Annotated in this window: 19 protein-coding genes; 2 read left to right on the plus strand and 17 right to left on the minus strand. The window is 53.9% G+C overall.

Annotation, left to right across the window (positions count from 1 at the left end):
• Positions 1-3: 3 nt before the first annotated feature.
• From ACTJKZ_RS03475 to ACTJKZ_RS03495, 5 genes are read right to left on the minus strand one after another with little or no spacing between them, the layout of a single operon-like run.
• A complete protein-coding gene (locus ACTJKZ_RS03475; protein ID WP_440829225.1) occupies positions 4-2,466 on the minus strand; it encodes a phage tail tape measure protein in 2,463 nt (820 codons plus the stop codon).
• Positions 2,456-2,581 carry a GpE family phage tail protein gene (locus ACTJKZ_RS03480; RefSeq protein ID WP_111207766.1) on the minus strand — a complete coding sequence of 42 codons (126 nt, stop codon included), beginning with the start codon at positions 2,579-2,581 and terminating at the stop codon, positions 2,456-2,458. The genes ACTJKZ_RS03475 and ACTJKZ_RS03480 overlap by 11 nt, the downstream gene beginning before the upstream one ends.
• 32 nt (positions 2,582-2,613) lie before the next feature.
• A complete protein-coding gene (locus tag ACTJKZ_RS03485) occupies positions 2,614-2,892 on the minus strand; it encodes a phage tail assembly protein (protein ID WP_440829226.1) in 279 nt (92 codons plus the stop codon).
• Between the two features lie 58 nt (positions 2,893-2,950).
• On the minus strand, positions 2,951-3,460 hold the full coding sequence (locus ACTJKZ_RS03490; RefSeq protein WP_440829227.1) for a phage major tail tube protein: 510 nt from the start codon (positions 3,458-3,460) through the stop codon (positions 2,951-2,953).
• 12 nt (positions 3,461-3,472) lie between these two features.
• Positions 3,473-4,642: a phage tail sheath protein gene (locus ACTJKZ_RS03495; protein WP_440829228.1), complete on the minus strand. Its 1,170-nt coding sequence runs from the start codon at positions 4,640-4,642 to the stop codon at positions 3,473-3,475.
• A gap of 235 nt (positions 4,643-4,877) precedes the next feature.
• Here ACTJKZ_RS03495 and ACTJKZ_RS03500 point away from each other — a divergent pair, with 235 nt between their 5' ends.
• On the plus strand, positions 4,878-5,684 hold the full coding sequence (locus ACTJKZ_RS03500) for a hypothetical protein (RefSeq protein ID WP_440829229.1): 807 nt from the start codon (positions 4,878-4,880) through the stop codon (positions 5,682-5,684).
• A gap of 90 nt (positions 5,685-5,774) precedes the next feature.
• Here ACTJKZ_RS03500 and ACTJKZ_RS03505 read toward each other — a convergent pair whose 3' ends face one another.
• The 6 genes from ACTJKZ_RS03505 to ACTJKZ_RS03530 are packed head-to-tail and all read right to left on the minus strand — an operon-like array spanning position 5,775 to position 9,895.
• Positions 5,775-6,365: a tail fiber assembly protein gene (locus tag ACTJKZ_RS03505; protein WP_440829230.1), complete on the minus strand. Its 591-nt coding sequence runs from the start codon at positions 6,363-6,365 to the stop codon at positions 5,775-5,777.
• On the minus strand, positions 6,365-7,453 hold the full coding sequence (locus ACTJKZ_RS03510) for a phage tail protein (RefSeq protein ID WP_440829231.1): 1,089 nt from the start codon (positions 7,451-7,453) through the stop codon (positions 6,365-6,367). The genes ACTJKZ_RS03505 and ACTJKZ_RS03510 overlap by 1 nt, the downstream gene beginning before the upstream one ends.
• The gene (locus ACTJKZ_RS03515) at positions 7,450-8,058 is read right to left on the minus strand and encodes a phage tail protein I (RefSeq protein WP_440829232.1); all 609 of its coding nucleotides are present in this window, start codon (positions 8,056-8,058) and stop codon (positions 7,450-7,452) included. Before ACTJKZ_RS03515 ends, ACTJKZ_RS03510 begins: the two co-directional genes overlap by 4 nt.
• Positions 8,051-8,959 (minus strand): baseplate assembly protein, encoded by a 909-nt coding sequence (locus tag ACTJKZ_RS03520; protein WP_440829233.1) that lies wholly within the window; start codon positions 8,957-8,959, stop codon positions 8,051-8,053. The genes ACTJKZ_RS03515 and ACTJKZ_RS03520 overlap by 8 nt, the downstream gene beginning before the upstream one ends.
• Before the next feature lie 4 nt (positions 8,960-8,963).
• Complete coding sequence (locus tag ACTJKZ_RS03525; protein ID WP_440829234.1) at positions 8,964-9,314, minus strand: GPW/gp25 family protein; 351 nt, start codon at positions 9,312-9,314, stop codon at positions 8,964-8,966.
• Positions 9,311-9,895, minus strand: coding sequence for a phage baseplate assembly protein V (locus ACTJKZ_RS03530; RefSeq protein WP_440829235.1), 585 nt, complete (start codon positions 9,893-9,895; stop codon positions 9,311-9,313). The genes ACTJKZ_RS03525 and ACTJKZ_RS03530 overlap by 4 nt, the downstream gene beginning before the upstream one ends.
• A 120-nt stretch (positions 9,896-10,015) precedes the next feature.
• Here ACTJKZ_RS03530 and ACTJKZ_RS03535 point away from each other — a divergent pair, with 120 nt between their 5' ends.
• Positions 10,016-11,116, plus strand: a complete 1,101-nt coding sequence (locus ACTJKZ_RS03535) for a GTP pyrophosphokinase (protein ID WP_440829236.1) — start codon at positions 10,016-10,018, stop codon at positions 11,114-11,116.
• Positions 11,117-11,163: 47 nt separating this feature from the next.
• Here the strand turns inward: ACTJKZ_RS03535 and ACTJKZ_RS03540 are convergent, their stop codons facing one another.
• The 6 genes from ACTJKZ_RS03540 to ACTJKZ_RS03565 are packed head-to-tail and all read right to left on the minus strand — an operon-like array spanning position 11,164 to position 13,309.
• Entirely contained in the window at positions 11,164-11,613 is a 450-nt protein-coding gene (locus ACTJKZ_RS03540) for a phage virion morphogenesis protein (RefSeq protein WP_440829237.1), read from the minus strand.
• Positions 11,610-12,077 (minus strand): phage tail protein, encoded by a 468-nt coding sequence (locus tag ACTJKZ_RS03545; RefSeq protein WP_163851786.1) that lies wholly within the window; start codon positions 12,075-12,077, stop codon positions 11,610-11,612. The genes ACTJKZ_RS03540 and ACTJKZ_RS03545 overlap by 4 nt, the downstream gene beginning before the upstream one ends.
• The gene (gene lysC / locus ACTJKZ_RS03550) at positions 12,070-12,282 is read right to left on the minus strand and encodes an Rz1-like lysis system protein LysC (protein WP_440829238.1); all 213 of its coding nucleotides are present in this window, start codon (positions 12,280-12,282) and stop codon (positions 12,070-12,072) included. Before lysC ends, ACTJKZ_RS03545 begins: the two co-directional genes overlap by 8 nt.
• Positions 12,179-12,601, minus strand: coding sequence for an Rz-like lysis system protein LysB (gene lysB / locus ACTJKZ_RS03555; protein ID WP_440829239.1), 423 nt, complete (start codon positions 12,599-12,601; stop codon positions 12,179-12,181). The genes lysC and lysB overlap by 104 nt, the downstream gene beginning before the upstream one ends.
• Complete coding sequence (locus ACTJKZ_RS03560) at positions 12,598-13,107, minus strand: lysozyme (protein WP_440829240.1); 510 nt, start codon at positions 13,105-13,107, stop codon at positions 12,598-12,600. The genes lysB and ACTJKZ_RS03560 overlap by 4 nt, the downstream gene beginning before the upstream one ends.
• The gene (locus ACTJKZ_RS03565; protein WP_010255079.1) at positions 13,091-13,309 is read right to left on the minus strand and encodes an HP1 family phage holin; all 219 of its coding nucleotides are present in this window, start codon (positions 13,307-13,309) and stop codon (positions 13,091-13,093) included. Before ACTJKZ_RS03565 ends, ACTJKZ_RS03560 begins: the two co-directional genes overlap by 17 nt.
• Between the last annotated feature and the right edge of the window lies 1 nt (position 13,310).

The following is a 13,310-nucleotide window of genomic DNA, read 5'->3' on the forward strand; positions in this document are numbered from 1 at the left end:
CGGTTAATCCTCCCAGCCCATTTTGCTGCGGTTCTGCGCCTGCCGGTTGCGCTGCTCTTTAGCCTGGTGCTGCGCCATCAGCGCCATTGCGTCGTCTTTGGTCATGCCCTCATGCATGTTGATTTCATACTGATAAGTATTCTGGCTGCGGTCGGTAAATCCGCCCCCGGCTGACGGCGAGGAAACCGGGCGGTAAGGCGCGCCACCATAGGCGATGTTGTATTGCATCCTGCCGGTATCTGCACCCGCGCCGCCGGTTGCCATCGGATCAGGAGAAGGTACTTTGTCTTTCAGCCCATCGGATTTCGTATCGATAATGCCGAGCTTATCCAGCACCCAGTTAATGCCGCCCATAAGCTGATCGAGCGCGTGGCTCGGAATTTTCAGCGCCTCGGCCAGCATGTTGCCGAACTTCTTACCCATGTCTCCGGCGGCGGCAAGCTCGGTCTGCGTGGATTTCACCGGCTCCAGCAGTTTGCCGAACCAGTCCCACAGCTCTTTGACCTTGCCACCCACCCACTCGAACACCGGCTTTAGCGAACCGAAGGAATCACTAATCGACCCCATCGCTGCGGTAAATCCTTCGGCCATGCCTGCTATAAAGGCGCTGATAGGCTCCCAGTATTTGCGCACCAGTAGAGCACCGGCCACGATTGCAGCCGCGACGGCCACAACCGGCAGCGTGATGACGCCGAGCGCGGCCGTAATAGCTCCGCCCGCGATGCTGAATGCCGTGCCGAGGAAGCCCGCCCCGGCAATCAGGGTATTGACGCCCGCAATCACCGGCCAGGCTACCAGCCCGATAGCACCCAGTGCGCCAACAAAAATAAGTCCTGCCATTGCCGCTTTAGCAAGGCCCGCTGATAGAACCGGGTTTGCCTGTACCCATTTATCTATATTGAGAAGAAATTTCGTTGTGTCCTGGGTAAGTGTGCGCAGGCTGCTGTCCATCTGGTCATAAATATCTGTGCCCAGCGCCTCATAACCTGACTGCATTTCCTTGAAGTCGCCGCCGAGATTATCCTGCTGCACCTTGACCAGCTTTTCTGTGCTGCCATCAGAGTTCTGGAAATTCTTAGTCAGCCTGTCCAGCTCACCGCTGGATGCAGATTTCATCAGCGTCACTGCTGAAGACGCGGCCTCCTCCCCGAATATGGTTTTCAGGTACTCCGCCTGCTGCGCATCACCGAGTTTGTTTTTTTCAAATGATTTTTGCATCTCCTTCAGGATGGTGAAGAACGGGCGCATGTTGCCTTTTTTGTCAGCCGTGTTGACGTCCAGCTCTTTTATGGCCTTGAAGGCTTCGCCAGTGGGTGCCTGCACGCGCAGCAGCATTGCGCGAATGCCCGTACCGGCCATGCTGCCGGTAGTACCGTTGTTTGCCAGCGCGCCAATCATCGCCGCCGTTTGTTCTGCACTGACTTTGGCATTTTTAGCGACTGAAGCGACATAGGGCATGGCATCGCTCAGATCCTGAAACTTTGTAGCTGTTCCATTGAGCGTGGCGGAAATCACGTCCCCCAGATGAGCGACTTCGCTATTAGCCAGGCCGAAAGCATTTTTAGTGCTCATCAGCAGCTCTGCACTGTCTTCCATTGTTTGGTTGTTGGCGAGGGACATATTCAGCGTAACCGGCGTTGCCGCCTTAATGTCATCAACGCTGCCGCCTGCTTTGGCTATCACTATCTGTGCCTGCGCGGCATCGTTCGCAGAGGCTGCGGTGTTATCGCCGATGCTGCGTGCCTGAGTTCTCAGAGACTGAAACTCAGACGATTTTTTATCGAGGCCAAGAGTTGCCTGAAGCGTGGAGTTAGCCAGGGCGAAATCATAGCCGGGACGCAGCACGGATGAAGCGGCCACAGCTCCAACGGTTGCTGCTCCGACACCGGCTGCGCCGCCGTTGCGAACTTTCGCGGAAAGCTCCTGCCCTTTGCGGTAGCGCTCGCTGGTCTGATTCAGCCGCTCCTGCTGTGCATTTAGCCGCTGCAGCTCCATTTTCTGACGGCTCAGGCTGACCGTTGCCTGCGCCGAGGCGGATTTCAGCCGCTGCTGCTCGCTGCTCAGGGCTTTGGTGGAAATCCCCGCCGCGTTAAGTGCCTCGCGCTGCTGCTGCACCGAAAGGCGCAGGCTGTTGGACTTCGTCTGCAGCTCAGACGCTGCCTGCCGGGCCTTTTCCAGTGCGCGGGCCTGCTGTGTTGTCGGGCGCTCCGTGTTTTTAAACGCCACGGCCAGCGCTGCCGCCTCCTGCTTCGCGTCCTTCAGGCTCTGCTGCGTGACAGCCAGCTGCGCGCTGGCTTTGCGGAAGCCGTCAATTTTCCCGGCCTGCGCGTCCAGCTCTTTAATCGCTGATTGCGTCTGTCGTATGTCAGACGACAGATTTTTAGCGGCGGTCTGCACGGCTTTGAAGGGGCGCGAGGCTTTGTCTACCGCATTCAGCAGCACCTGCACCTTGAGGTTATTGCTCATCCGGGGTTGCTCCGCTGCGGATAAAGGCTTTATGCCGCCAGTCCATCAGCTCGGCCAGCGGCATGTCGTACATCTCGGAAGGTTGCCAGTGAAATATTGTGGCAATGTCGGCCATCAGGTCATTGACCGTCAGGCCGCGAGGCCAGTCTATTCGTCCGACTTCGACTGCAAAAAACCGATCACCCTGCCGCCCAGCGCAATCAGGTCAACCGGATCGAGGGTATTGCATTCGGCCTTAGTCAGCGCTGGCAGGGTAATGCGGGGCAGCACGGTCAGCAGTGAATCGACATCCGACTGGCACAGATCGGCCAGGCGCACGCCGCGCAGGCTTCCAGCCGTCGGCTTAATCAGCTCCACGCTTTTGATTTCGGTTTCGCCGCGCAGCATCGGGGTTTCAAACTCAACGATATTGTCTTTCTTTTCCATGATTGCTCTCTGTTCACTGTAGTCAGGTAGAGCCAGCGGCGGGCGCTGGCGTCAGGGTTTACACCAGCCCGAGGTTTTTACGGCGCTGTTCCAGTCGGTCAACGCCGTTGACCTTCTCCACCATGTTGATAGTGTCGATTTCGATCAGCTCTTTGCCGTTAAAGGTCAGCTTGTAATAGGTGTTTTTACTGGTGATTTTGGTTTCGGTGTCTTCACCCTGTTTGGCTTCGCCGAAATCAAACGACTGATGCTTACCGCGCACCTCAATCTCTACCGCGATTTCCTCGCCGGTATCGTCGCGCTGGTAAGACCCGGTAAAGCGCAGGGGAATGTCAGACGCACCCCACTGCGTGAGTACCAGCTCATCAATACCGCCGATGCTCCATTCAACATCAAGCGCGTCATCTTCCAGACCGTTATCAATGAAGGCCGCGCCGTTCATGCCGCCCGCGCGGAACGGGTCGAGCTTGCGCGCCAGCTTCGGCAGGGTCACGGCGGTGACGACGCCCTGATAGCTGTTGGCGTTATTAAAAAGGTTCATGCCCTTTAGTTTGCGTGGCAGTGCCATTTATCCGGCTCCTCAGCTGTTAACGGATGCGGCGAAGTTCGCCAGATAGGTGTCGGTGATACGCTGGCGCAGGGTTAAATCTTCCAGCGGCGGAACCGGCGTATAGTCGTAGTCGATAAAGAGCTTGCCCGCCTTCAGGGTGTCTTTATCGTTGGCGCTTTCGTCATACCAGGCAGATGCACCCAGCAGATAACCGGCGTTAACCAGCTCGCGGAATTTCGCATTGATGCCTGCGATAATCTCTCGCACCAGAACCGGCGTCAGCGGCTTATCAACCGCCCACATGTGCGCCTCTGCCATCGTGTCGGCCAGCACCTGCGCGGTGCGGGTGTAGTTCTCAAACTGAAACAGCGGGTCATCGCTGCAGGTACGGTTGCCCCAGAAGCGGAACCCGTCTTTACGGATCAGCGTCGTAACGTCTGCCTCGTTGAGCAGGTCGGCGTCGGTGCCGGTCTGCTGCAAATCCCAGAACACCGACGCAGAAATCCCGGTCACGCCATTAACGCCGACGTTAGACAGGGTTTTATGCCAGCCTGTGTCATTGTCGATTTTGGCGCGCAGGCCCAGCGCGCGCGCGGTCGCAAAGGCGGTATCGGATTTACTGGTCGCGGTGTTCCATGCAACGAAATCAGGCCAGATAACCATGATTTCGCGCTGGCTGAAGTTCTGGCGGTACAGGCGGGCTTCGGAAATGGTTTTACATTCCCATGCTGACACATAGGCAAAGGCACGCAGCTGCTGTGCAATGCTGGCAAGCGCGGTTGCCACAGGCAGTGAATCCAGCCCCGGCACGCCGAGAATGCGCGGCTTAACGTCGAGCTGGGTCTGCGCGGCGAGCAGCGCTTTCATGCCGGTATACTGGCCGTTTTCATCCGTGCCGCCGATGATATTGGACGTGGTTTCGGCTTCGTCGGCACCTTCAGCCACGCGCACGACGACGGTCACGGGTTTTGACTGGTCGGCAATGGCCTGCAGCGCAGCCGCAAGCGTGCCTTTTTTGCCAGCCTTACCCACAGCGGCCTGTACGTTGGTGATAAGTACCGGCGTATTAAGCGGGAAGGTTGCCGCGTCCGCATCCTGCGCAGTGCAGACCATGCCCACGATTGCAGTTGATACGGTTGTAATGGTGCGCGTGCCGTCGTTGACTTCGACGACGCGAACACCATGATGATAATCAGACATCTGATGCACTCCGTTTTGAGGGTGTGCTCAGGGTGTCAGGTCAGGTTTAGCGGTGCATCTGATGGGGGTTTGCTGGTCTGTCAGCAGACAGAATTAATAATCTGGTGCTGCCTGTCGGCCGGTATGTACCGGTAAAGGGTTTTCCTTATAATGTTAACTATATCGGTTAGATTCACTGTTAAAATCTTTAGGTGAGCTTTTTTGATTGCTCTTTCATAAAATAAAGGAGGTACAATTGATTTCTTTAAGAAGTGCTTTAAATATGGATGTCGGGAAAAACATTTATTTATGCCTGACTGGCGCAGGAGTGGTCGTTTTTATGTTCTATTGCATAAGAATACAGTTCTTTCCCACCGGCTTAACATTATCTGATGTGATTTTTTTTCTAATGGTTATAGCATCTTTCTCACTCATTTTGGTTTTTTTTATACTATGCTGGTATTCGATGTCCGTCATTGTAGCTGCTCTTTCTATGAAGGGCGCTTTTTTTCTTGCAAGGAGAAATGAAAACTCAAAAGCGCTGCGCTCCTTTAAAGGAACAAGAAGAATTGCAAGGAAGATGAAAATTTATGAACCCATCTGGGCGCATGTTATAATATCACTTATAGCAATTTTGACTATTTATTCAGTTGTAAGATCAAGGCATATCGATGTCTTGCCAGTTTTTTCATCGATAATTATGACAGCCGCCTTAATTATGATAATCCCAAATATTTATTTTGATAAAAGAATAGAAAAAAAGAAAAAAAATAAAATGGCTGCGTTAATTATTGGCGTGGCATTTGTTTTCTTTTTCATGCTGTCTGGCATGGCTCCAGTGCTGAGTGATGCTGGAATGACTATTATAGGGGTGAGAAAGCCCAATGTAACTATAATATTAAAAGGGAGTGATTTGAAAATGGCCAGATATTTGACGGGGAATCAGGATCAAAACTATTTTACGGGAGAGGCTCTTTTTACTGGAGTAGGGGCTAGTTCATTGCTGGTTATTAATAAAAAAAGGATTATTGTGAAAAATGAAAACCTCGCTCTTTCGTTTTGAACTGGCCAGATATAAAACTATTTTTATCTATAGGTAAAATAGTTTTAAGATAGCAAGGTGCAAAAGCTACTTTCTGCACCTTGCCATATTTTAGACAGGACGGTCTGGCCATGTAACATAAGGTGTGGAAAGTACATCTACACGCTGGATTTTCTGTACATAAGCCATCCATGCCGTCAGTCTTTCCTTATCATCCTCTGTAATAATTCCCAGCAGTAACTGCGCCTGCCAGGCTGCGCTTACGGAGTTAGCTTCTGCAATACGGGTACTTCTTTCTTTCTCAAGTGCGATTATCTTTGCTTCACGTTCAGCCTCTGCGTCTTTTACCCATTTCGTGCCATCCCATTTATCCCAGGCGGTTGCCGGTTTAAGTAGCGTAGTTTCTGCCGGATAATCGCCCGGCGTGTTAACCAGCACTACTGCGCCGTCTGCGACTGAATAAACCGTTTCCCCTCGGTGATCGGCAACATCAAGCCACCTGCCATCACTATAAAGCGCTACGCGACCAGCCTCAGTAGCAGGCGGTGCAGTGATACAGGCGTTAGCAGGCAGACCAACCCCCTGCACCATAAACTCATCACTGGAACCGGTAAACTCACCGCTTACCGCGTCAAAATTATAAACCGTCAGTGTGCCGGCCGATTTAGCCAGGCCGTTCTTATCAAGCGTAACCTTTGCCATTAAGCAGCCCTCACGATGTAGTTAAACGCAATGTTGCGCGGGCGAGTTTCCGCTGCAGAGCGAAAAACAGAACGTGAAACGGAGTCGCTTGTACCAAAACTATTTCCTTCACTAAGGCCGTTCAGCGCATCTGTTGCCGGATATGCAGCTGAACGGGCCGTGCTGACAAAAAGCGCCTGCACGTTTTTACCGTTTGTTCCTGTATTAACCCCGATTGCATCCGTCTGCCCGGACAGCAGTGCGCGGCCTGAATCCACACCGCGCGCATCATCCCAGCCACGAATAAACTCGCCGCGAAGGTCGGCCAGCTTCAGTCCTGGATAAGCCAGCGCCAGCTTTGGGTAGAGCGTACTGCTGAACGTCGCGCCGTTACTTTTCAGAAAGACCATGCCTGACATTGAGGCAAAGAGTTCATTCGGCATTTTCGCGTGCGGCCACGGGAACGGCGAACCGATAAGCGGCGCACCTTCGCCACAGCCGAGATTTTTAAGAAGCTCAGGAATCAGCCCGGCGTCTTTGATTTCCGCCAGGGCGCTTGCAATCTGCAGGTACTGGCTGTGCGGGTTTTTAGCATCGGTATGACTTTTCATTACGCTGTCCGCATATGCCTTTACCTCGATCACAGCATCATCAACATACTTGCGCGTCGCCAGCACTACTGACGGATCAATTTTCAGCGTGACGGCCGTTGTGCTGTTCACGATTAAAATCATGCGCACGGTCTGCGTCCGCCCGCTGCCTTCAGCCAGCTGGGGCTTATAGGTTTCCGGGCAGTTAGCCACGGCTATCAGCACGCCGTCGGCGTCATACAGGCCAATCTCGCGGATCCAGAAACCGCCCTCGTTTTCGGGGATAATCTGCTCTGCGATAATCTGGCTGCTGTTTGCCGCGTCAACGGTCAGCGAATTAAGCTGCGCGCGACGCTTCTCGCCGATGAGCTTAGTCTGCGCCGCGTCAGGCGTCGGCAGCGTGCCGCCACCGTCCCCGACGCCCATCGAGGTGATATTCACTTTCGTGCCGAGCGCGGCGGCGTTCGCCAGCTTAGCCGCGCCCTGATTGGTCAGCAGGGCAAAATATTTTGTCGTCATGCGCTCACTTCCGTCAGGTCAATAAGATGCAGCGCCACGCCGGAATAACCCGGCCCGCCGACGCTGATAAGTTCAGGGGTATAGGGATAAACGGTCAGCTCGTCGCCGCTGTAGCTGGCAACGGCAACCGGCAGCGCGCCGTTAGCGTCCAGATTGATAGACAGGCCGATAAGGTGACGGCTGCAGGGCTTCGCGTCAGCTATCAGGCGCTCCAGCTCGTTATACATTTCCTCCGTAATGCCGGTATCGAGTACGCCCACATCCAGCCGGAACGTGCCTGGAGTCTCATTAGTTTTCCACCATTCGATTATTTTGATGAGATAGCCCAGCGGCTCAACGACGCGCCGGATAGCACCTATCGTGCCCTTGTGCCGGTGCACGTACTGCGAGGCGGCAACCACGGCGCGCTTTGTCGATTCCGGCCAGGCTGAATCCCAGCGGTCAACTGACCACGCCCACGCCAGATAGGGCAGAAGCTCCACCGGGCAGGTTTGCGGATTCCATAACTGACGCAGCGGCACGCTCATAGCACCTGGACTTGCCAGCGCCTCAGCGGCAGCAACCTCAAGCGCTGACGAGCCGGTCGGCAGCAGGCGATCACTCATCCGAGCCTCCCACGGTCAGCGTGTAGCCCGTGCAGTAAGCGGCCTGCGTTTTATCGAGCACCACGTCAGCAGAAGGCTTGATAAGGTTGACGCGCTGCACGCCCTCAACGTGCATGGCGGCATAGAGCGCAGACAGGCGAATGTCACGGCCGAGGCGCTTTTGTGCGCTGACAAAGGCGGCGAGCTTTGCCTCAGAGGCGGCGCGGACAGGCTCCGCCTCCGGCCCCGGATAGAGGTACAGCTCGGCCACGATTTCATAATTTACAATCTTCGCTGACTGCACGCTCACCCGGTCGGCAACCGGGCGCACGTCTTCGTCATTGAGCGCAGCGTTAACCACGGCCAGCAAATCATCACCGGCCACGCCGTTGCCCTCACGCGCGAGCACTGTCACCGTGACCACTGCAGGCGACGGGCTGATGGCTGATGCATCGGCTACGCGGCCGTCCGCGCTTCTGGCATGGTATTCATATGCACCGGTCGGCCCCGCAACGCTCAGCCCTTCAAAGGCGGAGGTGATGCGCAGCCGGAGATCGTCGTTACTTTCCATAACGGCAGCGGTCGGCGGGATGGTCGTATCGTCGGCCGGGGTAATGGTCAGGCGGGTTACGCCATTGTTCGCGCCGAGCTGGTCAAGGTCGCCATCCAGTGCATAGGCAACCATGATGGCCTTTGCTGCCTCGTTAATGCGCTGGCGCAGGATCAGCTCTCGATAGGCATTCTCCTGCAGCAGCTTTACGATGGGTTCTGATTCAAGCGTCAGCGTGCGGGCGATAGCGTCCTGTTTATCGGCCGGGTAAAGGGAAATCAGCGTCGCCTTTCGCTCGGCCAGCAGGCTTTCATAATCCAGCGTCTCCACCACATCAGGCGCGGGCAGCTGGCTCAGGTCGATAGTTGCCATAGTCTCAGCTCACAGGAACGGTTAAGGAAAAAGGCTGCGCGCTGTCGGTGCGGTTGCCGGACAGCTCAACCACCATTGCGCCATTGATAAACGACTCAAAGCTGATGGCGGTCAGCTTTACCCGCGGCTCCCACTTCAGGATCGCCAGATAGCAGGCCGACATAATCTGCAGGCGCAGCGCCTCATTTTGAGGCTGGCCAATCAGAGCGGATAAAAGCGAGCCATACTGGCGACGCATCACCCTGGTGCCGACTGGAGTCAGCAGAATGTCACGTACCGACTGCCGGATATGATCGAGGTCGGTCAGCGCGCCGCCGGTTTCCCGGTTCATGCCGATATATTTTGCGGTTGTCATACTGGCGCTCCTGTTTTGCCGCCGCTGTCGCCCGGATGGATATGCGAATGCAGTACCTTGCCGTTTGAGGACAGACTGCCGCCGGTATGTGTCACGTCGCCTTTCATCGTGCCGCCCTTAGTGACTTCCAGCTGCGCAGTTTTGAGCAGCGCTGTGCATTCCACTTCGGGTGAGTCGAACAGAATTTTTACCGCCGCTTTAATAGTTGCGGTCTGTATGCCGGTTGCGGTCAGCGCGCCGTTTTCCGGCTCGTACTCGATCACCGCGCCGTCGGGAAATGACCAGTGCAGTGCATCGGCTGAAGCTGATGGGGCTGGATTGTCATCGGAGAAAATACCCGGCAGCACAAAACCGGTATCGAGTTCGCCACCCAGGCACAGAACAAGCACCTGCTCACCTACTGACGGCGCATTCCAGAAACGGGTTTTACCCGCGCGGGCGCTCAGCCAGTGCAGCCAGTTGGTTGTGTTTTTTCCTGTGTCGACACGGCACAGCCCGCCGTCGAGATTGACGGCCGACACGGTTCCGATGCGGATCAGGTTGCGCAGCAGGCGCTGTATTTCTGCGAGTTGTTCGTTCATGACAATATGTTTACTTTTTTAGTGTCTCTAGGCTATCTTTACTCGCTCGTTGGTTAATGAGCAGACATGCAAGATACAGCCTTGAAATATATTTTTGCCAGTTATCAGTAAGGAGACCTGATGGAAGAAATAATAAAAGAATACGACAGAGAGAGAAAAAAGCTTGACTCCTTCGCAACCACCTTAAATACATTAATATCAAGCATAATGATAAGTGAAGGCATTGCTGCACACTCAATAGTATCGAGAGTCAAGGACAGAAGCAGCCTTGAAAAGAAAGTCATTGAAAAACTAAAATACGAAAAACTGTCCGATGTAACAGATGTTGTAGGAGTGAGAATAATAACTCACTACTCTGACGAGGTTGATAAAATAGCAGAAATCATAGAAAGAGAATTTTCAATTGATAGAAAAAACTCAATTGATAAAAGAAAATCCCTTAAGCCTAACGCTTTCGGTTATTTATCTCTACACTATGTAATATCTTTAAATTCAGATAGATGCAAGCTTACAGAATATAAGGCATTTAAAGGATTGAATGCTGAATTTCAAGTAAGGTCAATATTACAGCATGCTTGGGCGGAAATTGAGCATGACACTGGTTATAAAACTGAAAATTCTGTGCCCACTCCCATAAGAAGACAGTTTTCTCGACTGGCAGGATTGCTTGAAATTGCCGACGAAGTATTTATTAACATTAGAAATTCACTTGATAAATATCAATCTGAAACAGATGAGCTCTTCCAAACTGATAGAGCACAAGAAATAAACATTGATAAAATAACGCTCAAGTCTTTCCTTTCAAACTCGCCCATCGTTAAAGATATGTGCGATGAAATTGCAAGGATGAATGCTGGTTTAATTATGGAGGATATTGAAATCGATGATTCCATGCTGAATGATTTATATAGCATTGGAATTAAAACTATTGGCCAGCTAGAGTCTGAGTTAATAGAATACAAAAACCTCACTCTTAAAAGAATTAATAACTTAATTGGGAGTATTGTAGGCTCTGATCGGATCTTAAGCAAACAATTAAAATCCGGGAGCTTATCTTGGCCTATAACTATATTACCCCTTTGCTTCACACAAGTTTTTGCTGCAACGCAGCTAAGCTTAGATGAGCTAAAAGAACATTTCGCAAAAATAAGGCCTGTAATGGATGAGGAAAGAGTAAGCAAGTTAGCATCTCAACTAAAAAACCTTGTTAGCCAAGATTGATGTCAAATACCAATAATTAATACAGATGGAGCCCTGGAAATAGGGCCTCATAAATCAAAAAAGTTGATTATAACCTGCTTGATCATTTCATAATTAGCTTCATTTAGACCGAGCAGCGGACGCGCTTCATATTTTATTTCTTTACCTTTACGTGACGGCCTGTCGCGCAACCCGTAATGATGCACGCGGGCCATGCGCTGCACGTTCTCCGCAAACTCGATCACAGCCTCATTCGGGCTGGCCTGTGTCTTCATGTATTTTGCCGTGCGCAGCTTTGCGAACATCTCGCGCTTTATCCGGCCCTTTTTACTGCGCACCGGTGGCGCTTTGCGGGGCTTAAAGGGCGTGCCGTCAGGTGCCTGCTGGCGCTTAATGTTCTGCTGCTGACTCGCGCGCAGCTTCTTCGCTATGGTTCGCGCCATTTCTTTGCGTGCCGGCGCTGACAGGCTGCTGATCAGCGCCTCCAGACGGTCGTTTACCAGCTGCAGCTCGCTCATGTCTGTAACTCGCTGACCAGCTCGCCTTTAACGTAAAGCTGCACCGGCCGCGCGTCATTCTCCGGCAGCGGGTTCTCGCCGACGTGGGTCACGTGCAGCCCGTCGTCGGCTTGCTTCACGATCACGCGCTCGCTCAGCTGCAGCTCAATGCTGATATCGCTGGCCGTGTCGCTGATAACATCCGCCTCAAAGGTGAAGCCTGTCCGGCGCTTTTCCTCGCTTGCCATAATGTCGGGTTCATTCGTTCGCAGCCAGGCAAGCAGCGGCACGATCAGTAGGTCGATGTTACCGGCGTAGTCGGTAATAACCATGTTAAGCCGGTACTGGTATTCAAACGACAGCGAGCTGGCAAGCGTCGAGACGATGCGCCCGCTGTCGATAAACACGTTCAGCGCGTCAGGGTTTCGCTGCAGCTCCGGCACGCTGTCGGTCAGTGTCTGGCGCAGTTGTTGCGGTTTAAGCATCGTGCTGCTCCTGGCAGTCTTTGATTATTTCGACCTGCAGCCCGCAGGCGGCGAGTGCGGCCTCAAGCTGGCGATTGTCCGCCGCCAGATCGCCCGCCGTTTTAAGGCTGTTTCCCGGCACCGGGCAGCTTGTCACGCGCGGACACCCAATCCAGATAATCTCTGGCGCTGGCGAAGGCCGGACGGGCGTGCAGCCGGATAACATCGTCAGGCAGATCAGCAGCAGACCAGTCACGCAGTATCGGATTCGCATCGGTTTCTCTCTGTATGGTCATTTCACGGTTAAGCGCGGCCGTGCTGGCACGGCCCTGCATCAGCCGCAGCTCGGCCTCGCGCTTCTGGCTGGCTTTCGCATCCGCGTCCAGCCTGGCTATCGCCCGGTCGCGGCTCTCGATACCGGCCGACAGCGTGCCGATAATGCGCTGTGCGCTGGTCAGGTCGTCTTTTGCAACTTTCCACTGCCAGCCGGTCACGCCCAGCGCCAGCAGAGCGACGGCCAGAAGCAGAGCTATCAGCCGCGTCATTTGACACCCCGCAGGCAGTAGGCTGTCTCATTCGCGCGGCGGTTTTCCAGCCCGCGATTTTTAACGCCCTTAACGTACACCCAGCGCCGCAGCTCATTACAGGCATCAGACCAGTGCTGCAGCCTGATGTAACGGGCAAAGGTCGAGCTGCAGGCCGCGCGCACGCCGACGTTAAAGGCGAATGAAACGGCGGTGTCATAGACCGGCTGCGGCATCTCAGCCGACATACAGGCATCGATCCCGCGCTCGACGCGCATCACGTCATACACAAGATTGACCGCCGCCTTTCGCTCGCTGATCTGGCTTTGCGGGGTTACGCCCTCTGTGTGACCAATGCCGTTAGTCCAGACTCCGGCGCTGCACTGATAAGGCGAGGTGCGGCACCCCTCGGCGTTGGCGATGAGCGCAAGCCCGGCCTCGGACGTTTTCAGGGTTTTGAACTGAGGCAGCAGCGCAGCAATCGCCAGCACGGCCACCACGGCGCAGCGTTTAACGGTCTGGCTCAAGGCTCACCCCCCGCAGGCGCTGCAGCTCGTAGGTTTTACGGCGGTAATGCCAGTTGATAAAGAACGTCGCCACGTTAGTGATAAGCGTGATAACGGCCACGCCGGAACCGACCATAAAGGCGATATCCTGTGGCGTATGACGGCCGAACCACATCAGGATGAGGCCAATCAGGTAGTTGATCACAGAGCTGATTTTTTCCATT

It is taken from the genome of Pantoea sp. 22096 (assembly GCF_052045955.1).
GTDB classification, from domain to species: Bacteria; Pseudomonadota; Gammaproteobacteria; order Enterobacterales; family Enterobacteriaceae; genus Pantoea; species Pantoea alfalfae.

Excerpts from the sequence above, each read along its gene's own strand:
- ACTJKZ_RS03540 (WP_440829237.1), bottom strand. The coding sequence starts at position 11,613 with ATGAGCGAGCTGCAGCTGGTAAACGACCGTCTGGAGGCGCTGATCAGC.
- ACTJKZ_RS03535 (WP_440829236.1), top strand. The coding sequence starts at position 10,016 with ATGGAAGAAATAATAAAAGAATACGACAGAGAGAGAAAAAAGCTTGAC.
- ACTJKZ_RS03505 (WP_440829230.1), bottom strand. The coding sequence starts at position 6,365 with ATGGCAAAGGTTACGCTTGATAAGAACGGCCTGGCTAAATCGGCCGGC.
- ACTJKZ_RS03480 (WP_111207766.1), bottom strand. The coding sequence starts at position 2,581 with ATGGCCGACATTGCCACAATATTTCACTGGCAACCTTCCGAGATGTAC.
- ACTJKZ_RS03545 (WP_163851786.1), bottom strand. The coding sequence starts at position 12,077 with ATGCTTAAACCGCAACAACTGCGCCAGACACTGACCGACAGCGTGCCG.
- ACTJKZ_RS03565 (WP_010255079.1), bottom strand. The coding sequence starts at position 13,309 with ATGGAAAAAATCAGCTCTGTGATCAACTACCTGATTGGCCTCATCCTG.
- ACTJKZ_RS03475 (WP_440829225.1), bottom strand. The coding sequence starts at position 2,466 with ATGAGCAATAACCTCAAGGTGCAGGTGCTGCTGAATGCGGTAGACAAA.
- lysB (WP_440829239.1), bottom strand. The coding sequence starts at position 12,601 with ATGACGCGGCTGATAGCTCTGCTTCTGGCCGTCGCTCTGCTGGCGCTG.
- ACTJKZ_RS03525 (WP_440829234.1), bottom strand. The coding sequence starts at position 9,314 with ATGACAACCGCAAAATATATCGGCATGAACCGGGAAACCGGCGGCGCG.
- ACTJKZ_RS03485 (WP_440829226.1), bottom strand. The coding sequence starts at position 2,892 with ATGGAAAAGAAAGACAATATCGTTGAGTTTGAAACCCCGATGCTGCGC.
- ACTJKZ_RS03530 (WP_440829235.1), bottom strand. The coding sequence starts at position 9,895 with ATGAACGAACAACTCGCAGAAATACAGCGCCTGCTGCGCAACCTGATC.
- ACTJKZ_RS03510 (WP_440829231.1), bottom strand. The coding sequence starts at position 7,453 with ATGACGACAAAATATTTTGCCCTGCTGACCAATCAGGGCGCGGCTAAG.
- ACTJKZ_RS03515 (WP_440829232.1), bottom strand. The coding sequence starts at position 8,058 with ATGAGTGATCGCCTGCTGCCGACCGGCTCGTCAGCGCTTGAGGTTGCT.
- ACTJKZ_RS03495 (WP_440829228.1), bottom strand. The coding sequence starts at position 4,642 with ATGTCTGATTATCATCATGGTGTTCGCGTCGTCGAAGTCAACGACGGC.
- lysC (WP_440829238.1), bottom strand. The coding sequence starts at position 12,282 with ATGTTATCCGGCTGCACGCCCGTCCGGCCTTCGCCAGCGCCAGAGATT.
- ACTJKZ_RS03490 (WP_440829227.1), bottom strand. The coding sequence starts at position 3,460 with ATGGCACTGCCACGCAAACTAAAGGGCATGAACCTTTTTAATAACGCC.
- ACTJKZ_RS03520 (WP_440829233.1), bottom strand. The coding sequence starts at position 8,959 with ATGGCAACTATCGACCTGAGCCAGCTGCCCGCGCCTGATGTGGTGGAG.